At 65.2% G+C, this 20,700-nt stretch carries 19 protein-coding genes and 4 pseudogenes; 13 read left to right on the plus strand and 10 right to left on the minus strand.

Annotation, left to right across the window (positions count from 1 at the left end):
• The first annotated feature begins 385 nt into the window (after positions 1–385).
• Entirely contained in the window at positions 386–1,774 is a 1,389-nt protein-coding gene (locus tag E2K76_RS13900; protein ID WP_136684960.1) for a GntP family permease, read from the plus strand.
• Positions 1,775–1,831: 57 nt separating this feature from the next.
• A pseudogene (locus tag E2K76_RS21205) lies at positions 1,832–1,972 on the plus strand (IS30 family transposase); the annotation flags it as partial.
• Positions 1,973–2,249: 277 nt separating this feature from the next.
• On the opposite strand, the gene E2K76_RS13910 reads toward E2K76_RS21205, so the two are convergent.
• On the minus strand, positions 2,250–3,146 hold the full coding sequence (locus E2K76_RS13910) for a LysR family transcriptional regulator (protein ID WP_136684962.1): 897 nt from the start codon (positions 3,144–3,146) through the stop codon (positions 2,250–2,252).
• A 166-nt stretch (positions 3,147–3,312) separates the two neighbouring features.
• Between E2K76_RS13910 and E2K76_RS13915 the strand changes: the two genes are divergently transcribed.
• From E2K76_RS13915 to E2K76_RS13935, 5 genes and pseudogenes are all read left to right on the plus strand, one after another.
• Positions 3,313–4,239 carry a VOC family protein gene (locus tag E2K76_RS13915; protein WP_136684963.1) on the plus strand — a complete coding sequence of 309 codons (927 nt, stop codon included), beginning with the start codon at positions 3,313–3,315 and terminating at the stop codon, positions 4,237–4,239.
• 4 nt (positions 4,240–4,243) lie between these two features.
• Complete coding sequence (locus E2K76_RS13920; protein WP_136684964.1) at positions 4,244–4,804, plus strand: alpha/beta hydrolase; 561 nt, start codon at positions 4,244–4,246, stop codon at positions 4,802–4,804.
• Entirely contained in the window at positions 4,801–5,481 is a 681-nt protein-coding gene (locus E2K76_RS13925) for a pirin family protein (protein WP_136684965.1), read from the plus strand. Before E2K76_RS13920 ends, E2K76_RS13925 begins: the two co-directional genes overlap by 4 nt.
• Positions 5,478–7,034 carry an MFS transporter gene (locus E2K76_RS13930; RefSeq protein ID WP_136684966.1) on the plus strand — a complete coding sequence of 519 codons (1,557 nt, stop codon included), beginning with the start codon at positions 5,478–5,480 and terminating at the stop codon, positions 7,032–7,034. Before E2K76_RS13925 ends, E2K76_RS13930 begins: the two co-directional genes overlap by 4 nt.
• Positions 7,031–7,483: pseudogene (locus E2K76_RS13935) on the plus strand (pirin family protein); the annotation flags it as partial. The gene E2K76_RS13930 and the pseudogene E2K76_RS13935, both read left to right, overlap by 4 nt.
• Positions 7,484–7,505: 22 nt before the next feature.
• Here E2K76_RS13935 and E2K76_RS21060 read toward each other — a convergent pair.
• From E2K76_RS21060 to E2K76_RS13975, 7 genes and pseudogenes are all read right to left on the minus strand, one after another.
• Positions 7,506–7,778 carry a helix-turn-helix domain-containing protein gene (locus tag E2K76_RS21060; RefSeq protein ID WP_136684967.1) on the minus strand — a complete coding sequence of 91 codons (273 nt, stop codon included), beginning with the start codon at positions 7,776–7,778 and terminating at the stop codon, positions 7,506–7,508.
• Positions 7,678–8,031: a hypothetical protein gene (locus tag E2K76_RS13945; RefSeq protein WP_181952908.1), complete on the minus strand. Its 354-nt coding sequence runs from the start codon at positions 8,029–8,031 to the stop codon at positions 7,678–7,680. The genes E2K76_RS21060 and E2K76_RS13945 overlap by 101 nt, the downstream gene beginning before the upstream one ends.
• 58 nt (positions 8,032–8,089) lie before the next feature.
• Complete coding sequence (locus E2K76_RS13950; protein WP_136684968.1) at positions 8,090–9,937, minus strand: amidohydrolase; 1,848 nt, start codon at positions 9,935–9,937, stop codon at positions 8,090–8,092.
• Positions 9,937–10,173 (minus strand): DUF1427 family protein, encoded by a 237-nt coding sequence (locus E2K76_RS13955; RefSeq protein WP_136684969.1) that lies wholly within the window; start codon positions 10,171–10,173, stop codon positions 9,937–9,939. Before E2K76_RS13955 ends, E2K76_RS13950 begins: the two co-directional genes overlap by 1 nt.
• Before the next feature lie 337 nt (positions 10,174–10,510).
• Entirely contained in the window at positions 10,511–11,347 is an 837-nt protein-coding gene (locus tag E2K76_RS13960) for an alpha/beta fold hydrolase (protein ID WP_136684970.1), read from the minus strand.
• 98 nt (positions 11,348–11,445) lie between these two features.
• Positions 11,446–12,129, minus strand: a complete 684-nt coding sequence (locus E2K76_RS13965) for a hydrolase (protein ID WP_136684971.1) — start codon at positions 12,127–12,129, stop codon at positions 11,446–11,448.
• A gap of 302 nt (positions 12,130–12,431) precedes the next feature.
• A pseudogene (locus tag E2K76_RS13975) lies at positions 12,432–13,345 on the minus strand (IS5 family transposase).
• Between the two features lies 1 nt (position 13,346).
• Between E2K76_RS13975 and rsgA the strand changes: the two are divergent.
• The 3 genes from rsgA to E2K76_RS13990 all read left to right on the plus strand — a co-directional run bounded on the left by rsgA (position 13,347) and on the right by E2K76_RS13990 (position 15,779).
• A complete protein-coding gene (gene rsgA / locus E2K76_RS13980; RefSeq protein ID WP_246032969.1) occupies positions 13,347–14,375 on the plus strand; it encodes a ribosome small subunit-dependent GTPase A in 1,029 nt (342 codons plus the stop codon).
• Positions 14,376–14,433: 58 nt separating this feature from the next.
• The gene (gene map, locus E2K76_RS13985) at positions 14,434–15,183 is read left to right on the plus strand and encodes a type I methionyl aminopeptidase (protein WP_136684973.1); all 750 of its coding nucleotides are present in this window, start codon (positions 14,434–14,436) and stop codon (positions 15,181–15,183) included.
• Between the two features lie 227 nt (positions 15,184–15,410).
• Positions 15,411–15,779 (plus strand): GFA family protein, encoded by a 369-nt coding sequence (locus tag E2K76_RS13990; protein WP_136684974.1) that lies wholly within the window; start codon positions 15,411–15,413, stop codon positions 15,777–15,779.
• Between the two features lie 3 nt (positions 15,780–15,782).
• Here E2K76_RS13990 and E2K76_RS13995 read toward each other — a convergent pair whose 3' ends face one another.
• Positions 15,783–16,169, minus strand: a complete 387-nt coding sequence (locus E2K76_RS13995; RefSeq protein WP_136684975.1) for a RidA family protein — start codon at positions 16,167–16,169, stop codon at positions 15,783–15,785.
• A 103-nt stretch (positions 16,170–16,272) separates the two neighbouring features.
• Here E2K76_RS13995 and E2K76_RS14000 point away from each other — a divergent pair, with 103 nt between their 5' ends.
• Both E2K76_RS14000 and E2K76_RS20855 read left to right on the plus strand, forming a co-directional pair.
• Entirely contained in the window at positions 16,273–16,860 is a 588-nt protein-coding gene (locus tag E2K76_RS14000) for a TetR/AcrR family transcriptional regulator (protein WP_136684976.1), read from the plus strand.
• A 263-nt stretch (positions 16,861–17,123) separates the two neighbouring features.
• Positions 17,124–17,525, plus strand: a pseudogene (locus E2K76_RS20855) (DMT family transporter); the annotation flags it as partial.
• Between the two features lie 458 nt (positions 17,526–17,983).
• Here E2K76_RS20855 and E2K76_RS14010 read toward each other — a convergent pair.
• Positions 17,984–18,742 (minus strand): carbon-nitrogen hydrolase family protein, encoded by a 759-nt coding sequence (locus E2K76_RS14010; protein ID WP_220432248.1) that lies wholly within the window; start codon positions 18,740–18,742, stop codon positions 17,984–17,986.
• 61 nt (positions 18,743–18,803) lie between these two features.
• Here E2K76_RS14010 and E2K76_RS14015 point away from each other — a divergent pair, with 61 nt between their 5' ends.
• Positions 18,804–20,444: a flavin monoamine oxidase family protein gene (locus E2K76_RS14015; protein WP_136684978.1), complete on the plus strand. Its 1,641-nt coding sequence runs from the start codon at positions 18,804–18,806 to the stop codon at positions 20,442–20,444.
• Positions 20,445–20,700: the final 256 nt, after the last annotated feature.

Here is a 20,700-nt window from a genome sequence, read left to right on the forward strand (position 1 = left end):
CCAATGCCGCGGAGCGGCTTCGTCCAAGGGCTCTTTTCTACTCGGCAGGCGGTATTGCGGTTTCCTCGGCTGCCCGTCGCTCGGCGCGCCTGTCGATCCATCCTCCGGGCTACGTCCAGTCGGGATAGATCGTCGCTTGTTTCCCGCCCACGGCACTTCCGGTGGCGTTTGCTGAAGATCCATGACATGCGCCAAGGCTGCGGAGATCACGATCTCTGACGAGCAAGCCTCGGACTTCAGGACTTGGCCGTGTCGTTGCCAGCCAATCGATCGTCGAGGTGGGCCGCAGGTTCCGCTACGTCAAGCGTGACTGCGCATGAGTGTCGATTGACCTGTGAGGCTGGGAATATACGCTCGAGCCGGAAAACGCTGGAGGGCCAAGGGCATGTTCGGGATCGTCATTTCGCTGTTGCTGCTGATGTATCTGGCCTATCGGGGCATAAGCGTGCTGATCCTTGCGCCGCTGTTGGCGCTTTTGGCCGCATTGCTGTCGGGATCGCCACTGCTTGCGACCTATACGCAAGTCTTCATGCCCGCACTTGGACGATACATCGTCCAGTTCTTCCCGCTTTTTCTGCTCGGGGCGGTGTTCGGCAAGTTGATGGAGGTGACCGGCAGCGCGCGTGCCTTGGCCGAGGCGATCACCAACCGGGTGGGAAGCGGTCAGACCGCATTGGCTGTGGTCATCGCCTGCGGTGTGCTCACCTATGGCGGCGTCTCGCTGTTCGTCGTGGCCTTTGCCGTCTATCCCATCGCGGCGGCATTGTTCGTGCGCGCGGGTCATCCCAAACGGTTCATTCCGGCGGCGCTGGCGCTTGGCTCGTTCACGTTCACCATGACGGCGGTTCCCGGAACGCCTGCTATCCAGAACGCGATCCCCGCACCCTATTTCGGCACCGACGCCTTTGCGGCACCGGGGCTGGGCATGATTGCCGCAGTCATAATGTTTGTGGGCGGCGTCTGGTGGCTGAACCGGCGTATCTCCGCGGCCACTGCTGCTGGCCACGGCTATGGTGAGGAGGATCAGTATTCCGCGTCCGGCGGTGCGATGGAAGGTGCGGATGACCTGCCAAGCGTCTTTTTTGCCACCCTACCCATTGTCGTCGTGATCGGTCTGAACCTGATCCTGACGCAGTTCGTCCTTCCCTCCATGGACACGAGCTATCTTGCCGAGGATCGCTTCGGAAACATCGGGCTAAACGATGTGCGGGGCACTTGGGCGATCATCGCGTCGCTGTTCGCGGCGGTGCTGGTGCTCATCGCGATCAACTGGCAGCGCCTGTCCGGCGGGTTGAACGATGCGCTGTCGAACGGGGTTGCAGGCTCGTTCCTGCCGATCTTCAACACCGCGTCCGAGGTCGGATACGGTTCGGTCATTGCAAGCCTTCCGGCGTTTGCCATCATCACGGCTGGGGTCACCGGGCTGTTTCCGTCCAATCCGCTGATCTCCGAAGCCATCGCGATCAATGCGCTGGCGGGGATCACGGGGTCGGCCTCGGGCGGGCTGTCCATCGCGCTGGAGACGTTGGGCGAAACCTATGCCAGACTGGGCGAGGCTGCAGGGATCAGCCCCGAGCTGCTGCACCGCGTGGCTGCGCTGTCCTCGGGCGGGTTTGACTGTATGCCGCACAACGGCGCCGTCATCACGCTTCTTGCGATTACGGGGCTGAACCACCGCAAATCCTATCCTGACATTGCCATGGTCGCGGTGGCAATTCCTGTCGTGGCTATAGTCGTGGTCATTGCGCTTGGCGGGACTTTTGGGTCGTTCTGATGCGCGCCCTTGGAGCGCGGCGTGGAAATGCGCCAATACTGCAGGCCCCCGCATTGCAAGCTGATCCGCAAACCCGACCCGTGTGCAGCGGTGATCGACCGATTGCGAAGTGGCTGGTCGCCGGAACCGATCGCCGGCCGCCTCAAGCAGGAAGGCCAACCGCATCGCGTCTGCCACGAGCCGATCTACCGCTACGTTGCCGACACTGCGATGGCCGGCACGGTTCCATACCTTGGGATAGAGATCGACGATGGCCCTGCCGTTTCAAAGGCAATCGACCTATGAAGAGGGCAAGGCAGCCTACCCACTAACGAGGTTATCAGAGGCCGCGGCCTTGGGCTGCCCAATGGGACAAACCCGCCATTCGCTTCCACGTGGGGGAAGCCTGTGGTCACGTCTGCTTGACGGAAGCCGACTGGTGGCTTTGCGGCATCTCGCCTGCGGCGGGAGTGGGAAAGTGGTCATCCGCAGGACTCTACATCCCCATCAGTTCCACATTGCTCGCCACGAAATCGGAGAACTGCGTAAGCCTTGCTGGCAGGCGGTCGTAAGGCGGATAATAGAGCGTGAGCCAAAGGTCGGGCGGCGACCACCCGGGTAGAACCTGGACAAGCCGCCCCGAGGCAAGGTCATCCATCAGCATGAACCGAGGCAGCAGGACAATCCCTTGTCCATTGCGCGCCAAGCCTGCAAGCAAAGCGGCATTGTTGCCCGCCATGGTCGACCCGGCGCGGACGCGGTGGGTTTTCTCGCCCGCCGTCAGCTCCCATGTCTCGGCAATGGCTTCGCTGTCATGGGCGATGCAGGAATGGGTGGCCAGATCCTGCGGGTGGTTCGGCAATCCAGCGGCGGCGATGTAGGCGGGCGATGCGGCCATCGCCCGCTCTACCCTGCAGATCTTGCGCCAGATGCTCAGCACCTCTCGTGAGGGGCGAGAGATGCGGATCGCCAGATCGAAGCTGTCATCGATGCTGTCCACGAACCGGTCAGACAGCGCGACCGAAAAGCTGACCGCAGGATACAGCACGCGGAACTGCGCGATCAGGTCGGGCAGCAGCCGCGCACCAAAGGCCAGCGGCGCGGTCAGCCGGATCATGCCGGCGGTCTCGCCATGCTGTTCGCGCAGCTCCTCGGTCGCGGCCTGCAGATCCTGCACCACTGGCCCGATCCGCGCGGCATAGGCCGCCCCTGCCGAGGTCAGAGATACCCGCCGCGTGGTCCGCACAAAAAGTTGCACGCGCAGCCGGTCCTCTAGCGCCGCGATGCCCCGCGTGACCGAAGGCGGCGTCATCCCGAGGGCGCGCGCCGCACCGACGAAGCTGCCTTCGCGCGCGACGGCCAAGAACAACCGCAGATCCTCGATTTCGCCCATGGTGTCGTCCCTTCCAGTGTCACGATCGTTCAATACACGAAAGCAGCGTTCGCTTGACTTGGGACGGCTATTGCACATTCGGTAATTTTGAAAGCCAAATTATTAGAGTTATCGCAGGTATCACGATGCGCCATCTTCAGGTCAACGCGAAACACAGGAGCTTTCGATGACCCTTCAGATCCAAGGCCTGCATCACGTCACTGCAATTGCCTCCAGCCCGCAGGCGAACAGCGATTTCTTCACCCGCACGCTTGGCCTGCGCCGCGTGAAAAAGACAGTGAACTTCGATGACCCCGGCACCTATCATTTGTATTACGGCGACGAACAGGGCACGCCCGGTTCGGTGATGACCTACTTCCCCTTCCGCAACATCGGCCAGGGCCGCCCCGGCATAGGCGAAGTCGGCGAGACGGCATTCTCGGTTCCCAAGGGCACGCTCGCCTTCTGGAAAGACCGTCTGCTCGCGCAAAACGTCCAAGGGCTGGTCGAAACCGAAACCTTTGGCGAAAAACGCCTGCGCTTCCTTGGCCCCGACGGCGACGGGCTGGCCCTGACCGAAGTTGACGGCGATCTCCGCAAAAGCTGGACCGGCCGCGTTGCCGAGGCCGAAGCCGTGCGCGGGTTTCGTGGTGCCACCCTGCGTCTGCGCGACGAAGGGGCCACGGGCGAATTGCTGCGCTTCATGGGGTATGACCGCATCGGCACCGATGACGGCGTGACGCGCTATGGCATCCAAGGCAACGGTGCCGACATCGTCGATATCGAGACGCTGCCCGGTGCCGAGCATGCCGAGCAAGGCGCGGGATCGGTCCACCACATCGCCTTTGCCGTGCCCGACCGCGCGGCCCAAGCAGAGGTCCGCAAGGCCCTGATCGACACCGGATACCAAGTCACGCCCCCAATAGACCGCGACTACTTCTGGGCGATCTACTTCCGCACCCCCGGCGGTGTGCTGTTCGAGGTTGCCACCGACGAGCCCGGTTTCGACCGTGACGAACCGCTGGCCCAACTTGGCCAGTCGCTGAAGCTTCCGACCCAGCACGAACACCTGCGCCCCCGCATCGAGGCGCATCTGTCCCCCATCAAGGACTGACCCCATGCACGCCCTCATCACCCAAGGCTGGCCCACCGTCTTTGCGTTCCACGGCACGGGGGGCGACGAGCGTCAGTTCGCGGCGCTGGCGGCCGACCTGTGGCCCGATGCCGGTCTGGTCGCCCCGCGCGGGGCGGTCAGCGAACACGGCGCGAGCCGCTTCTTCCGCCGCACGGCCGAGGGCGTCTACGACATGGCCGACCTTGCTGCGCGGACGGAGGAGATGATCGCCTTCATCCGCAGCCACAAAGGCCCACGCTACGCCTTCGGCTATTCCAACGGCGCGAACATCCTTGCAAACATGAGCTTTGCCGCTCCGGGCCTGTTCGACGGCATCGCGCTGCTGCACCCGCTGATCCCGTTTGCGCCGCCGCCTGCCACGTTCGCGGGCCTGCCCGTGCTGATCACCGGCGGACGGCATGATCCGATCTGCCCGCTGCCGCTGACCGAAGGCTTGGCGCAATATTACCGCGACCACGGCGCCGACCTGACCCTGCACCTGCATGACGGCGGACACGAAATCCGGCCCGCCGAACTCACCGCCCTGAAAGGACTGATGCCATGATCCTGATCCATGAAAACATGAGCCGCGGCCGCACCCGCAAGGGCTGGGCGGATGCGTTCCACACCTTTTCGTTCGGCGATTTCCTCGACCCCACCCGCATGGGCTTTGCTCGCCTGCGCGTGCTGAACGAGGATACCATCGTGCCCGGTTCGGGCTTTGCCCCGCACGATCACGCCGACATGGACATCCTAACGCTGGTTCTGTCGGGCCGCATCCGGCACGAGGACAGCCTCGGCAACGTGGCCGAGATCGCCCCCGGAGAGATGCAACTTATGCGCGCCGGATCGGGCGTCACGCATTCCGAGGTGAACGCCTCGGACATCGAACCCGCGCATGTGTTGCAGATCTGGCTGATCCCCGACGTCGCGGGCGGTGCGCCGTCCTATCAGTCGGCGCCGCTGGCGACGGGGCTTCTGGCCTCGCGCAAGGGGCCGCTGGTTTTGGGGTCGGACACCCGCATCACCCTGCTGCGCCCCAAGGACGGCGAGGCGACGCAGATCGAGGTCGGCCCCCACCGCGCCGTCTTCGTCCAACTGGTCGAGGGTATGGCGCGGATGGAGGGCGAACGTCTTGTGGCCGGTGACGGGCTGCAACTGACCGAAACGCCTCCCGCGCTGGCGTGGCAGACCGACGGTGCCATCCTGATCTTCGACATGCCGCAGGAGCGTTGGACATGACCGGCGCCTGGGCTCCGTTCGGCCAGAGGGCGTTCACCGTTCTCTGGGTGGCCACCGTCGTGTCGAACATCGGCACATGGATGAACGACGTGGGGGCGGGGTGGCTGATGACCTCGCTCGCTCCTTCACCGCAGATCGTGGCGATGGTGCAGGCGGCCACGACGCTTCCGGTGTTCCTGTTCGCGATCCTTGCGGGGGCTGTGGCCGACATCGTGGACCGTCGCAAGCTGCTGTTGGTCGTGAACATCGGCCTGTCGGTGGTGGCCTTCGCCGTTGCCGCCGTGGTGCAGGCCGATGCGATGACGCCGGTGCTGCTGCTGGTCTTCACCTTCCTTCTGGGCAGCGGCGCGGCCTTCATCGCGCCCGCATGGCAGGCCATCGTGCCGAAGCTGGTGCCGCGTGGCGATCTGACGGCGGCGGTGGCGCTGAACTCGATGGGCATCAACATCAGCCGCGCCATCGGGCCTGCGGTGGCGGGGGTGCTGATCGCGGCGTTCGGGCTGGTCTGGCCGTTTGCGCTGAACGCCATCTCCACGCTGGTGGTGATCGCGGCGCTGATCTGGTGGAAACCCGCGCCCGAGGCCGAAAGCAAGCTGCCCCCCGAACATGTCATCGGCGCAATGGTGGCGGGGCTACGCTATGCCGCGCATACCCGCGCGCTGCGGCTGGTGCTTGTGCGGGCGGCTGCGTTCTTTTTGTTCGCCAGCGCGTTTTGGGCCATGCTGCCGCTAGTGGCGCGGGTCGTGCTGGAGGGCGGAGCGGGGCTTTACGGCGGGCTGCTGGCCGCCGTAGGTGTGGGGGCTGTGGCAGGTGCGCTGCTGTTGCCACGCCTGCGCGCCAAGCTGGGGCCGGACCGCACGGTGGTGCTGGGAACGGTCGGCACCGCGCTGGTTCTGGTGACGCTGGCGCTGGTGCCGGGTGTGGTTCCGGCGCTGCTGGCGGGGCTGATCGCGGGGGCGTCGTGGATCGCCGTGCTGTCCAGCCTGAACGTCGCGGCGCAATCCGCGCTGCCCGATTGGGTGCGGGCACGGGGGCTGGCGATCTACCTGACCGTATTCTCGGGGGCGATGTCGGTCGGCAGCCTTGGCTGGGGGGCCGTGGCGACACATGCCTCGATCACCACGGCGCTGCTGGTTGCAGCGGCAGGCGTGCTGGTCGCGATCCCGCTGACCCTGTGGGCGCGTCTGTCCGGTCTGGCCGAGGATCACGCCCCCGCCCATCACTGGCCCACCCCCGACACTGCGCAGGACGACGCGCCCACCACGATCTGGATCGCCTATGACGTGGCCGAGGAACACCACGACCGCTTCGTCCTGCTGATGCAGCGCCAGAAGGCCAGCCGCCGCGCTCATGGGGCGTTCGGTTGGGTGCTGCGCCATGACACCAAGGTGCCCACGCGCGTCTATGAAAGCTGGCACGAAGCGTCATGGCTGTCGCATCTTCGCCACCATGACCGTGTGTCCATCACCGAAAAGGCGCTGCAGGACGAGATCCGCGCCCTGCTGACCACCCCGCCCGACATCCATCACACCACCGGAAGGATCAAGCCATGAGCTGGAATCCCACCCAGACCCCTGACTGCCCCGAAAGCCTCGACAGCATCGAGACGCTGATCATCCCCCGCGCCCGCGATCTGGGCGGGTTCGAGGTGCGGCGTGCGCTGCCCGCGCCCAAACGCCAGATGGTCGGGCCGTTCATCTTCTTCGACCAGATGGGCCCCGCCGAGTTCCTGACCGGCGGCGGGATCGACGTGCGGCCCCATCCGCATATCGGCCTCGCCACCGTCACCTATCTTTACAAGGGCGAGTTCCACCACCGCGACAGCACCGGCGCCGACCAGATGGTCTATCCCGGCGAGGTGAACTGGATGATCGCGGGCGAGGGCGTGACCCATTCCGAAAGCACCTCCGAGGAGATGCGCACCCATCTTTGCGGGTTTGCGGACCAAAGCCACCTGACGCGGATATTCAAAGATCATCTTGGCGAGACACCTTCGGACTGGCGCCGCCACCGCCAGATCTAATTCAGGACAAGGCACGGTGCCATCGCCCGGGCAACATACCTATCATCTGTGAGAAGATGCGCGTGAATTGGCTTTGATCCGCGAAACCGCAATCCATGGCGATGTCGGCAAACGGACCGCAGTGTAACCGCTTCGGCAGGGCGAGGAAAGCGGCCCTGCCAGAGCGGACGATGTCAGGACAGTTTCGTCCGTGGCCACTCAAGGGTCGACCGTTTCTCCGCGGCACCCAAGGGTGCGACGGCGACCAGAACGAAGCCCCCCGCCAGTCCGACATGCTCGAAAAAGGCGTTCATGGCCATCATCCGCTCGGGGCTGCCCGCGAGCAGGTCCCGGAACCGCAGGGCAGCAGCGTGGCCAACAGCGTAAACCCCGAAATCGCCAATGCCGCAGGACGCCGCCCCAGCCCGACACCACCATCGCCGAGGCCGCGAGTCGAACGCGATCACAAGGATCGCGATGAGGGCGGTCGGGTGGAGCCCGAAAAGCGCCATCTCGGCCTGCGCGCCTGCGAAGGCTGCGATCTTCATCGACGGCCCTTGGACATAAGCCGCGCAGAGGGCGAGAAGCGCCCATCGGATAGCATGATCACACCGCCCAGCAGGCGCAGCCAAGGGCGCCCCAGAAACTTTTCAGGTCCGACACAGGCTGTTTGCCGCCCCACGCGCGGGCATGGTCATGGCCGTGGACCCCGCAGGAGGATGCGCAACCGCAGCTTGCAGCGACCTGCGGCGGCGTGGCCCAGGCAGCATAGCCGCCGAACTGCCGCACGGGCGACCAGTCGGGCATGGCGGGCGGGATCGGGGCGTCGTGATCGGCGAAATCGCCCTTGGCGAAGACGATCCTGCCGCCCACCATCGTCAGATCCGATGTGGTGTCGGGAATATCGGCCTCGGCGCAGGCGAAGAAATCACGGTCCGGCACCACCAGATCGGCAAGGTAACCGGACGCGATCCGACCCCTTCGCCCCACGTCGTTCGAAAACCACGCGACCTTTTCCGTCCACATCCGCAGCGCCGTTTCGCGGTCCAGCGTGTTGCGTTCCGGCGTGATCCGCAGTCCCCCAACCGTCCGGCCCGAGATCAGCCACGACAGCCCCACCCACGGATTGTAGCTGGCGACCCGCGTGGCATCCGTCCCGGCCGAGACATTCACCCCCTTGTCCAGCATCCGCGCCACGGGGGGCGTCGCCTCGGCCGCCCGCGCGCCATAGCGATCGACGAAATATTCGCCCTGATAGGCCATGCGGTGCTGCACCGCGACCCCGCCGCCAAGCGCCGCGATCCGGTCGATGGAGCGGTCGGAGATCGTCTCGGCATGGTCGAAGAACCAGTTCAGCCCCTCTAGCGGGATGTCGTGGTTCACCTTTTCGAACACATCCAGCGATCGGCTGATCGTTTCGTCATAGGTGGCGTGCATCCGCCACGGCCAGCGGTTCTCGGCCAGAATGCGGACCACATCCTCCAGCTCGCCCTCCATCTCGGGGACCAGATCGGGGCGGGGTTCGCGGAAGTCCTCAAAGTCGGCGGCGGAAAAGACCAGCATCTCGCCCGCGCCGTTGTGGCGGAAATAGTCGCTGCCCTGCCGGTATTTGACCGACTTGGTCCACGCCAGAAAATCCTCCTTCTCCTCCTTCGGCTTTTGGGTGAACAGGTTGTAGGCAAGGCGCACCGTCAGCTGGTCGTCGTCGTGCAGCTTCTGGATGATCTCGTAATCCTCGGGATAGTTCTGCATCCCGCCGCCCGCATCGATCACGCCCGTTACGCCCAGCCGGTTCAATTCTCGCATGAAATGGCGGGTGGAGTTCAGTTGGTAATCGAAGGGCAGCTTCGGCCCCCGCGCCAGCGTGGCATAAAGGATGCCCGCGTTGGGCTTGGCCAGCAGCAACCCCGTCGGGTTGCCGCGTGCATCGCGCTGAATCTCCCCGCCCTGCGGGTTGGGCGTGTCCTTGGTGTAGCCCACGGCCCGCAGCGCGGCTGCGTTCAGCAGGGCGCGGTCATAAAGGTGCAGGATGAACACCGGCGTGTCTGGGGCGACGGCGTTGATCTCCTCCAACGTCGGCAGGCGCTTTTCGGTGAACTGGTGTTCGGTGAAGCCGCCGACGATGCGGACCCATTGCGGCGCGGGCGTGATGTCCACCTGCCGCTTCAGCATCGCCATTGCGTCGGCAAGCGACCGCACCCCGTCCCACCGCAGCTCCATATTGTAGTTGAGGCCGCCGCGCACGACATGGGTGTGGTTGTCGATCAGACCGGGCAGGACGGACCGCCCACCCATGTCGATCTGGCGGGTCTGCGGCCCCGCCAGCTTCAGGATTTCGGCATCACCGCCCGTGGCGGTAAATGCCCCGTCCGAAATCGCCACGGCCGTCGCGGTGGGCGCGGCACGGTCCAACGTGGTGATGCGGGCGTTGTGAAGGATCAGGTCGGGATGCATCAGGATGTCCTCTTGTCGTGCGCGCTCGGCAGTTCGCCGAAGACGTGGTTCAGACTGTGTTTGGGCGAGGCTTCGGCCGTCAACCAGCGATAGACAGGCACCGCCTGTTCACCCAGCAGGATGCCAAGCAACCCGATAAGCGCCACAACCGGCGGCGCGGGCGAGCGGACATGCAAAAGGCTGTAGATGATGCCGACGAGCAGCCCGCACGCCAAGGAAACGAGATATATTTTCATGTCATTCTCCAGTTGATGGCGAGACGTCGGTATTGGGCGTAGCAATGACCTTGGGGACCATGCGGTTTTCACCTATCCCACGGCAAGGCGCCGGAAATCTTGAATGATCGTGCCGCATTCGTTCAATCCGGTGCGGCCATTTGGACGCATCAGACCTGCCCTTACGCCGGAACCTGCATGCGCCCGGACGTGCTCAGCCCTAGATGATGACGGTAGAGACGGAGAACAGCAGCAGAAGGCTCGGCAGCGGAGAGCTGCCCGCAGATGCAGGGGTCGGGGACATGTCATGTGATCCTGAAAGGAAATGGATGCCGCCACGGCGGCATCCGAGGGCTGGTCAGCCCTTGATGAAGGCCAGCAAGTCGGCGTTCAGCACATCGGCGTTCACTGTCAACATCCCGTGCGAATAGCTCGGATAGGTCTTGAGCGTGCCGTTCGGCAACAGGGTGATCGCCCGTTCGGCGGCAGCCTTGATCGGCACGATCTGGTCATCCTCGCCATGCAGGACCAATGTCGGCACGGTGATTGCCTCCAGGTCCTCGGTCAGGTCGGTTTCCGAAAAGGCTGCAATCCCGTCGTAATGCGCCTTTGCCGACCCCGTCATGCCCTGACGCCACCAGTTCTGGATCACGCCTTCCTGCACCACAGCACCCTCGCGGTTGAAACCATAGAAGGGGCCTGCGGGCACATCGCGGAAGAACTGCGCGCGGTTGGCGGCAAGGGCGGCGCGGAAGCTGTCGAACACCTCCATCGGGGTGCCATCGGGGTTGGCATCGGTTTTCAACATCAACGGCGTGACGGCGGACACCAGCACGGCCTTCGCCACGCGCCCCGCAGGCTGGCCGTGTTTGGCGACATAGCGGGCAACCTCGCCCCCGCCGGTGGAATGGCCGATGTGGACAACGTTCTTCAGGTCCAGCGCCTCCACCACCGCGAAGGCGTCTGCGGCGTAGTGGTCCATGTCATGCCCGCCCGACACCTGCGACGAACGGCCGTGGCCGCGACGGTCATGCGCGATCACGCGGAAGCCCTGCGCGACGAAAAACAGCATCTGCGCGTCCCAGTCGTCGCTGCTCAGGGGCCAGCCGTGGTGGAACATGATCGGCTGGGCATCTTTCGGACCCCAGTCCTTGAAGAAGATCTCGGTGCCGTCGGTAGTGGTAACGAAGTTCATGGTGGCATCCTCTGGTTTGCCGGCAAGGGCCGGAAGAAGCGGAAGCGTGATAGTGGCCGCGGCTGCCAGAAGAAGCGCGCGGCGGTTCAACGACAGGATCATGCCGCCGGAACGGGGGCGAGCGTTTCACCCGTGTGGTTGCCGCGGGCGGGGGCGCCGTGAACCATTGTATAAGCATAGTCCACGCCCATGCCATAGGCACCGGAATGTTCGCGCACCACGTTCATCACCGCGTCATAGGTGCCGCGCTTCGCCCAATCGCGCTGCCATTCCAGCATCACCTGCTGCCACGTCACCGGAATGACGCCAACCTGGATCATGCGCAGCATCGCCATGTCGTGCGCTTCCTTGCTGGTGCCGCCCGACGCATCGGAGACCATGTAGATCTCGTAATCCGTGTCGGCCAAGCACGATAGCGCGAAGGAGTTGTTGCAGACCTCGGTCCACAGGCCAGATACGACGATCTTTTTCCGACCGTTCGCGGCCAGCGTGTCGCGCACTTTCTGATCGTCCCACGAATTCATCGAGGTCCGCTCCAGCAGCGGCGCATCCGGCACCACGTCCAGCAGTTCGGGATAGGTCTTGCCCGAGAAGCTGTCGGTTTCCACCGTCGTGATCGTGGTCGGGATGCCGAAAATCTGCGCCGCCTTGGCCAGCGCCACGGTGTTGTTCTTCAGCACCTGACGGTCGATCGACTGGACACCGAAGGCCATCTGCGGCTGGTGATCGATGAAGATGATCTGGCTGTTCGTCGGGGTCAGGAGTTCAAGTTTGCCGGTCATGTCGGTGGTCCTTGTTGGAGGGTTGAAGTGCTTGTGAGGAGAAGGTGCCCCAGAAAAATCGGGTTGATAATCGCAATAGTTTTTAGCTTTGAATTACGATTATCGGAATAATCAGCGGGATATCTCGCGCAGGAACCAGCGGCTTTCCCCGGCCTGGTCGATCCAAAATTCAAGAAGGCTGGCCGTAGCCACGTCGCGCTTCGCATCGCACGGATTGTGCAGGGCGCGCATATGTCGTGTCACATCGGCTCTGTCGCCCAAAAATCAGCTGAAGGCCGGGGCTGTCCTTTCCCCGGCTAAACTTATCGCATGGCTTGCGTGACGGGGATGCCGAGCGCGGTGAAGCCGTTCAGGACTGCAACGCGGATCTGGAACTCTGGGACCTGACGGCCGAAGTCCCGGGCGGACAGGCGCTGGCCCAGCAGCTTGACGCAATGCATTTTGGTTTCGGCCCGGCTTCGGCGGTGATAGCCGCTCGATCGTCGCCCGATGGGGCGGCCAACCCGCTTCGAGGTGCGCAGGATCTCGTTGCGGGCGATGGCCCGGCGGTGTCGGCCTTCCACGGCTTGGCGTTCTTGCGGGGCGGGATGATCGCGGCGGCGCCTCGGGCGGCGAAAGCGCCATGGGAGGTGACGGTAGCGATCTCCTGTTCAGGCGGGATCTGGTTGAGCAAGTCGGGTAGCATGGGCGCATCACCCACGTTGCTGGTGGTGCACTCGGCCGCGCGGATTTCCAGCGGTTTCGCGTCGATACCGATGTGGAGCTTGCGCCGCGAGCCATGTCCGCCAATGGTCCGAGGACAATGGCGAGCGCGTCGTTTCAAACTGCCATGCTTGCGGGCCTTCACCTTCAACCTTGATCCCGGTGCTGTCGACCAGCAGGTGCAGGGGGGGCGTTCGAACCACGATAAGGAATGTTCACCTGCAGGGTATTCTGCCGTCGTGACAGCGTGCTGAACTGAGGATCGCCCGATAAAGGGCGCCTGCCAGTTCAGACCAATCAGCCGCAACATGCTCTCGACGAACCCTGTCGTCGGTCTGAGCGCCATGCCGAACAGCACCTTCATCGTCAGGCAGGAGTGGATCGCAGCATCACGACCAAGTTTACCTGTCGCACCAGCATCCCACCAGAACATGTCAGATCGATCTAACCACAGGTGATGCCAGCGTCGGCGCTTCGGACTTGCAAAGGCGCGCGATCGGACGCATGCAGGGATCGTGACAACCGCATCTCATCACGTCTCGCTTGCATCGCTCGGATGGCAGGACTTCTTCGCGGACCAGTTGGACGCGGCGGATGCCGCACTGGTTCCGCTGCGCATCGCGACCGTGCATCGCGCACGGATGACGGCTGTTTCGCCGACAGGGCCGGTCCGGTTGATGCTGGCACCGGGAACGAACACCTCTGAATATGCCGTGGGCGACTGGGTTCTGGCCGAAGCTGGCAGCGGCCTTCTGATCCGCCGGCTCGACCGCAAGACGCTGCTGAAACGGCGCACCGAAGGCGGGCGCGTGCCGCAGTTGATCGCGGCGAATGTGGACACGCTGTTCATCGTCACCTCCTGCAACGAGGATCTGAACCCCGCCCGCATCGAACGCTATCTGACGCTTGCGAACGAAGCCGGGATGAACCCGGTCATCGTGCTGACCAAGGCCGACCGCGTCCCCGACGTCGCCCCCTATCGCGATCAGGTCGCGGGCCTGCAGCGGGGGGTGGACGTGGTCGCACTGGACGCCACCTCGGCACAGGCGGCGCAGGTTCTGGCGCCATGGTGCGGGCTGGGCCAGACGGTGGCGCTCGTCGGCTCGTCCGGTGTCGGAAAATCCTCGTTGCTGAACGTGCTTGCAGACAAGGGCGAGGATGATGCGCAGCTGACCGGAAGCGTCCGCGACAGTGACGCCAAGGGGCGGCATACCACCACCTCCCGTTCGCTGCATGCAATCGCCAGCGGTGCGCAGGTCATCGACACGCCGGGGATGCGCAGCCTCAATATCAGCGACGCCGCCGCCGGGCTGGAGCAGTTGTTCACCGAGATCACCGAACTCGCGCCCCATTGCCGTTTCCGGGACTGCACCCACACGCACGAGCCGGGATGCGCCGTGCAGGCCGCGCTCGCCCGAGGAGAGATTGACGCAAGCCGCGTGGACCGCTGGCGCAAGCTGGCCGACGAGAACCGCGCGAACACTCCGGTGCAGACCGGCCCCCGCGGCAACCGCACGACGCTGCCCACAGGGCGCCGCCGCTGACGCCCGCGGAATTGCAAACGGCCGGATCTGATATGACCCGCCGCAAAAGGAACCTGTCATGACCATCACCCGCGAAGACGAACTCGACGGCATGAAGGTCATCGGCCGCATCGTCGCCCAAACCTTGCAGACCATGGGCCGCGCGTTGGAGCCCGGCATGACCACGCGCGAACTGGACGAGATCGGCCGCGCGTTTCTGGAGCGGGAGGGCGCGATCTCGGCCCCGCAATCGACCTATGACTTTCCCGGTGCGACCTGCATCAGCGTCAGCGAGGAGATCGCCCACGGCATCCCCGGCGACCGCAAGATCGCGCAGGGCGATCTGGTGAACATCGACGTCTCCGCGTCGAAGAACGGGTTTTTCGCCGACACCGGCGCGACGTTCCGGGTCGGCCCTGTCGCACCTGCGCTTGATCGGCTTTGCCGCGACGGCAGGCGTGCCATGCAGATCGGCATAGCAGAGGTCGGCGCGGGCAAGCCCGTCGCGGGCATCGGCCGCGCCATCGGAGATTTCGCGTCGAAGCGCGGCTATACCCTGATCCGCAACCTTGCCAGCCATGGCGTCGGGCGGTCGCTGCACGAATACCCGCAGGAAATCGCCACATGGCCCACGCGCGGCGACAAGCGGCGGCTGGCGGATGGGATGGTCGTGACGGTGGAGCCTTTCCTGTCCATCGGCGGGATCATGGCGACTCAGGGGAAGGACGGCTGGACGCTCTACAGCCATCCGCCCGCGCCGGCGGTGCAATACGAACACACGGTCGTCGCAACCCGGCGCGGCCCGATGATCCTGACGCTGGCGGACTGATTGACGCCGTTGCAAGCCCGCCCTGAACGGCGGACTTCGTCGTTCAAGGCGGGCAGTGGCAGGCGCAAGGCCGAGATGAGACACCGGGTGAGGAGCGACCCCCTGCGCGCGGACCCGGGACGCTCTGCCTGCAAGGGGCGAGAGGCTGCGCCCGACGCCCCGGCAGGACGCGATCCATTCATGCCTGATCCCTTGACGCCCCCCCGCTCGTCGGGGAAGGATGTGGCATGGATCGCTTTACCGGCGGATGTCTTTGCGGATCGTTGCGCGTCGTCGCGGTGGGGCAGCCCAACCGGGTCGGGATCTGCCACTGCCTCGACTGCCGCAAGCATCACGGCGCGCTGTTCTACGCCTCCGCCGTCTTTCCTGCGACCGCGGTCACGATCGAGGGTGCCTTCCACGCCTTTCGCGGGCGCGCCTTCTGCCCCACCTGCGGCTCGTCTGTCTTCGCCCGCAGCAATGACGAGGTGGAGGTCATGCTCGGATCGCTCGACACGCCCAACGTGCTGACCCCCACCTACGAGCTTTGGACGGTGCGGCGCGAATCCTGGTTGCCGCCGTTTCCGGTCGAGCATCGTTACAGTCACGACCGCTGAGCGTCAGGCGATCCGCGCAACGACCTTGATCTCGAAATCGAAGCCGGCCAGCCAGTTCACCCCGATCGCCGTCCACGCGGGATAGGGCTTGTCAGGGAAGACGCGGTTCTTGACCTCCAGCACGGCGTCGAACTGCCGCTCTGGGTCGGTGTGAAAGGTCGTCACGTCCACGATATCGTCCAGGGTGCCGCCCGCCGCTGCCAGCACCGCGCGAAGGTTCTCGAACGCCTGTTCGACCTGTCCCTTGAAGTCCGGCACGGGCGAGCCGTCCTCGCGGCTTCCCACCTGCCCCGAGACGAACAGAAGATCGCCCGACCGGACGGCGGCGGAATAGCCGTGCTTTTCATAAAGGGCGTGCCGCCCGGCGGGAAAGATTGCGTCGCGTGCCATGAGTTGTCTCCGTCTTCCGTGCTTCACTTGCGGACGCATATCTCGTATACGTCACGTATATCAGATATGACATACGCTTCGTATGTCAACATGGAGATCGCTCATGGGCCGCAGATCCGAAACGATGCTGGAAAACCGCGCCAAGCTGATCGCCGCGGCGCGGGTGGCGTTTGCGCGCGACGGATTCGCCGCCGCTTCGATGGATGATCTGACGGCGGCGGCGGGGCTGACGCGCGGCGCGCTGTATCACAATTTCGGCGACAAGAAGGGCCTGCTTGCCGCCGTCGTCGCCCAGATCGACGGCGAGATCGCCGCCCATGCCCATGCCGCGGGCGAGGCGCATCCCGACCCATGGCAGGGGATGCTGGTTGAAGGCGCCGCCTATATCCGGATGGCCCTGACCCCCGAAGTGCAGCGTATCGTGCTTCTGGACGGCCCCGCCTTTCTGGGCGATCCGTCTCAATGGCCAAGCCAGAACGCCTGCCTGGACGCAACGCGCCACAAGATTGCGGAACTGGTCGCAGCCGGGGTGATGCGGCCCGTGGACATCGACGCCGCCGCCCGGCTGCTGAGCGGGGCCGCCCTGAACGCAGCACTCTGGGTGGCAGCGAACCCCGATCCGCAGGACGCACTTCCCAAGGCGATCGAGGTGTTCACGCACCTTGCCTCCGGCCTCAAGGTCGGCGGCTGACCCATTCCCCAGACGCAAGGCGGCCATCGCGAAAGGGCATTGGTAAGTTTCCGCAACCAGCGGCATAAAGCGCCCAACGGCAGGCTGAAACGCCCGCCCGAAAGTTCCCGACGCCCTCCTCCTCCCTTGGGCATCGGAGATCAGCGGCGATCCCCCTCCTCCTCCCTGGGGATCGCCGCGCACCTTCCTCCCGTTTCGCGCAGATCCCGGCCTTGACGCTTGGTCCGATGCCTGTTCCACCTCGGACGGGAAGCGGGGCCGGGATGGATCGAACCAATTTGGGAATACAGCTTCGGCTGCTGTCGGGGGTCTTCGCCACCGGCATGGCGATCTGCGTGAAATCGCTGCCCGCCGTGCCATTGGGCGAGATCGTCTTCTTCCGCTCGCTGTTCGCCCTGATCCCGCTGACCGTCTTTCTATGGCTGCGGAACGAGTTTCCGGGCGGGCTGCGCACGCGGCGGCCCTTCGGCCATCTGTTCCGTTCCGCGCTGGGCGCTGCGGGTATGTTCGCCTCCTTCGCCACCATCGCGCGGCTTCCGGTGGCCGAGGCGACGCTGATCAGCTATCTCTCGCCGCCCTTCACCGCCGTGTTGGCCGCGATCTTCCTGCGCGAGGTGCTGACCCCGATGCGGATCGCGGCGCTGGTCCTTGGGCTGGCGGGCGTCGCGGTGCTTGTCGCGCCGGATCTTGCCGGGGCCACATGGGACGGCACGCGCGTGACGGGGTATGCGCTCGGGGTGCTGACGGCGTCGCTGGTGGCGTCCGCGCTGGTGATGGTGCGCAACCTCGCGCTGTCGGAATCGGCAGGGGCCATCGCCTTCTATTTCGCCGTCGCCAGCATGGTCGGCGGGCTGGCGACGCTGCCCTCGGGCTGGACCGTGCCGGACGGGCGCGAGATGGCGCTGCTGGTCGGAAGCGGACTGTTCGGCGGGCTTGCCCATATCGCGATGACGCTGGCATTCCGCCATGCCGAGGCGTCGCGGCTTGCCCCGCTGGACTATGTCTCACTCCTCTGGGTGGTTCTGGCCGACATGCTGATCTTCGGATCGAGGCTGGCGGCGACCTTCCTTCCGGCGCTTGCGCTGCTGCTGATCGGTGCCGCGCTGCCGATGATCGAGGCGCGTCAGATCCGGCGCAGATCGCGGTCCTGCGTCGACAGCACCGCGCCCGGCCAATCCTGCGGCAGATCGCAGATCAAAAGCGCCTCCGCCCGCCCCGCCGTCGCCAGAGGCACCGCATCCGGCCCCACCACGACCGAGCCGCCGCCGTAATCCAGACCGCCCTCGGACCCGCACAGATTGGCATAGGCGACGATCAGGCGGTTTTCATGCGCGCGGGCGGGAACCAGCATGCGCGGCACGTGATCGAAGCCCGCAGGATTGGCGGTCGGCACCAGAAGCAGCGATGCGCCCCGCCGCGCAAGGTCGGCTGCATGCTGCGGAAATTCGATGTCGTAACAGATCAGAAGCCCCGCCCGTACCCCGTCCAGATCGAAGATCGGCGGCGGCGCGTTGCCGGGTCGGAAACAGCCGCGCTCCATATCGCCATAAAGCTGTATCTTGCGGTAATGCGCCAGAAGCGCCCCATCCGGGCCGATGGCGCTGGCGGCGTTGAAGACCGCACCCTCTGCCGCCTCGGCCCAGCCCAAGGTCACGCCGCAACCCGCCGCCCGCGCCATCCCGGCGATCCGCGCCATCCACGGCCCGTCCAGCGGCTGCGCCTGCGCAAATGGCGATTGGCCATAGCCCGGCAGGAACAGCTCGGGCAACAGCAGCATCCGCGCCCCCGCAGCAGAGGCCGCCGAAATCAGCGCCTCCATCCGCGCGAACGCCGCCTCGACGTCACCTGCCGGCGACGGTCCCTGATACAGTGCCAGCTTCATGCCATTCCCTTCCTTGCCGCCCCAGCCTAACCTTGCCGCGTGCAACGATCCAAGGTCCGGCATGACACTGACAGCCTTCGGCCCCGATTTCCCCTTCGCCTATGACGATTGGCTGCGCCATCCGGCGGGCCTCGGCAGCCTGCCGCCCGAACGCCACGGCAGTTCCATCGCCATCATCGGCGCGGGCGCGGCCGGGATCGTCGCGGCATACGAGCTGATGCGCCTTGGCCTGCGCCCCATCCTGTATGAGGCCGGGCGCTTCGGCGGTCGCCTCCGGTCCGAGGTGTTCGAGGGCACGACCGACGTGATCGCAGAGCTGGGCGGGATGCGGTTTCCCGCCTCCTCTGCCGCGTTCTTCCACTATCTGGACCGCCTCGGGCTGGAGACCGTGCCCTTCCCCAACCCCCTGACCGAAGCCGCCGGAAGCACCGTGATCGATCTGGAGGGCGAGACTCATTTCGCCCGCACCGCAGACGATCTGCCGCCACTGTATCGCGAGGTCGCCGACGCCTATGCCGCCGCGCTGGAGGAGGGCGCGGATTTCGCCGCCCTGCGCCGCGCCGTCATCGACCGCGACCCCGCCCGGATCAAGGACATCTGGGACCCGCTGGTGCGGATGTGGGACGAGCGGACCTTCTATGATTTCGTCACCGCCTCCGCCTCGTTCCGCGGCCTTGGGTTCCGCCACCGCGAGGTGTTCGGGCAGGTCGGCTTCGGCACCGGCGGCTGGGACAGCGATTTCCCCAATTCGATGCTGGAAATCCTGCGCGTGAACCTTCTGGGGCTGGACGACGACCAGCGGCTGGTGATCGGCGGCGTCCAGCAGATGCCCAAAGGACTGTGGCATGACGCGCCCGCCTGCGCCCATTGGCCCGAGGGCACCACGCTGGCCGCGCTGAACGGCGGCGCGACGCGGGGCCGTGTTGCCGCGCTGGACCGCGAGCCGGAAGGGCAGATCCGCGTCACCGACCGCTGGGGCCGCCGCGACCGTTACGACGCGGTGGTGGTAACCTGCCAGAGCCACCTGCTGACCACATCCATCCGCACCGAGGAACGGCTGTTCGACCAAAAGCTGTGGATGGCGCTGGACCGCACCCGATACATGCAGGCCGCCAAGACCTTCGTGATGGTGGATCGCCCGTTCTGGAAGGACCCCGACCCCGTCACGGGCCGCCCGCTGATGTCGATGACCCTGACCGACCGGCTGACGCGCGGCACATATCTGTTCGACAACGGGCCGGACCGGCCTTCGGTCATCTGCCTGTCCTATGCATGGATGACGGATGCGCTGAAAGTGCTGCCGCATTCGGCGGAAAAGCGGGTGGATCTGGCGCTCCAGGCGCTGGGCGCGATCTATCCCGGCGTGGACATCGCCAGCCACATAAAGGGCGAGCCGATCTGCATAAGCTGGGAGGCGGACGAGAACTTCCTTGGCGCCTTCAAGGGCGCTTTGCCGGGCCATTACCGTTACAATCACCGCATGTATGGGCATTTCATGCAAGGCAACATGCCGCCCGAGCAGCGCGGCATCTTCCTTGCGGGCGACGGGATCAGCTGGACCCCCGCATGGGTCGAGGGCGCCGTGCAGACGGCGCTGAACGCGGTATGGGGCGTGATGACCCATCTTGGTGGGCAAAGCGCGCCGGGCAATCCGGGGCCGGGGGATATTTACCCCGAGCGCGGCCCCGTCGCGCTGACCTGACGACGCGGCACGAAACAGCCACCGGAATTGCACGGGCATTTGGCATCTGCCGATCAAACAGGCGCAATACCGCCTGCCAAAGATTGGCGTCGCCCGGCGGAATATGCCGGGCCATGGCGACAAAGGCCGAACCATGTCGTTGCACGCAAAAGGATTTACGCGCCACGTCACCTTCGCACATGTTTCGACAGTCACGGCGGGGGTTTTGCAAATTGGGAGGGATGCCCCCTCGCGCTAAAAATCCGCTTGGGAATCG

This window comes from Falsirhodobacter xinxiangensis (genome assembly GCF_004959935.1).
GTDB classification, from domain to species: Bacteria; Pseudomonadota; Alphaproteobacteria; order Rhodobacterales; family Rhodobacteraceae; genus Falsirhodobacter; species Falsirhodobacter xinxiangensis.

What these genes read in the sequence shown, in the direction of transcription:
- E2K76_RS13900 (WP_136684960.1), top strand. Translation starts at nt 386, where the DNA reads ATGTTCGGGATCGTCATTTCGCTGTTGCTGCTGATGTATCTGGCCTAT.
- E2K76_RS13910 (WP_136684962.1), bottom strand. Translation starts at nt 3,146, where the DNA reads ATGGGCGAAATCGAGGATCTGCGGTTGTTCTTGGCCGTCGCGCGCGAA.
- E2K76_RS13915 (WP_136684963.1), top strand. Translation starts at nt 3,313, where the DNA reads ATGACCCTTCAGATCCAAGGCCTGCATCACGTCACTGCAATTGCCTCC.
- E2K76_RS13920 (WP_136684964.1), top strand. Translation starts at nt 4,244, where the DNA reads ATGCACGCCCTCATCACCCAAGGCTGGCCCACCGTCTTTGCGTTCCAC.
- E2K76_RS13925 (WP_136684965.1), top strand. Translation starts at nt 4,801, where the DNA reads ATGATCCTGATCCATGAAAACATGAGCCGCGGCCGCACCCGCAAGGGC.
- E2K76_RS13930 (WP_136684966.1), top strand. Translation starts at nt 5,478, where the DNA reads ATGACCGGCGCCTGGGCTCCGTTCGGCCAGAGGGCGTTCACCGTTCTC.
- E2K76_RS21060 (WP_136684967.1), bottom strand. Translation starts at nt 7,778, where the DNA reads ATGTCGGACTGGCGGGGGGCTTCGTTCTGGTCGCCGTCGCACCCTTGG.
- E2K76_RS13945 (WP_181952908.1), bottom strand. Translation starts at nt 8,031, where the DNA reads ATGAAGATCGCAGCCTTCGCAGGCGCGCAGGCCGAGATGGCGCTTTTC.
- E2K76_RS13950 (WP_136684968.1), bottom strand. Translation starts at nt 9,937, where the DNA reads ATGCATCCCGACCTGATCCTTCACAACGCCCGCATCACCACGTTGGAC.
- E2K76_RS13955 (WP_136684969.1), bottom strand. Translation starts at nt 10,173, where the DNA reads ATGAAAATATATCTCGTTTCCTTGGCGTGCGGGCTGCTCGTCGGCATC.
- E2K76_RS13960 (WP_136684970.1), bottom strand. Translation starts at nt 11,347, where the DNA reads ATGAACTTCGTTACCACTACCGACGGCACCGAGATCTTCTTCAAGGAC.
- E2K76_RS13965 (WP_136684971.1), bottom strand. Translation starts at nt 12,129, where the DNA reads ATGACCGGCAAACTTGAACTCCTGACCCCGACGAACAGCCAGATCATC.
- map (WP_136684973.1), top strand. Translation starts at nt 14,434, where the DNA reads ATGACCATCACCCGCGAAGACGAACTCGACGGCATGAAGGTCATCGGC.
- E2K76_RS13990 (WP_136684974.1), top strand. Translation starts at nt 15,411, where the DNA reads ATGGATCGCTTTACCGGCGGATGTCTTTGCGGATCGTTGCGCGTCGTC.
- E2K76_RS13995 (WP_136684975.1), bottom strand. Translation starts at nt 16,169, where the DNA reads ATGGCACGCGACGCAATCTTTCCCGCCGGGCGGCACGCCCTTTATGAA.
- E2K76_RS14000 (WP_136684976.1), top strand. Translation starts at nt 16,273, where the DNA reads ATGGGCCGCAGATCCGAAACGATGCTGGAAAACCGCGCCAAGCTGATC.
- E2K76_RS14010 (WP_220432248.1), bottom strand. Translation starts at nt 18,742, where the DNA reads ATGAAGCTGGCACTGTATCAGGGACCGTCGCCGGCAGGTGACGTCGAG.
- E2K76_RS14015 (WP_136684978.1), top strand. Translation starts at nt 18,804, where the DNA reads ATGACACTGACAGCCTTCGGCCCCGATTTCCCCTTCGCCTATGACGAT.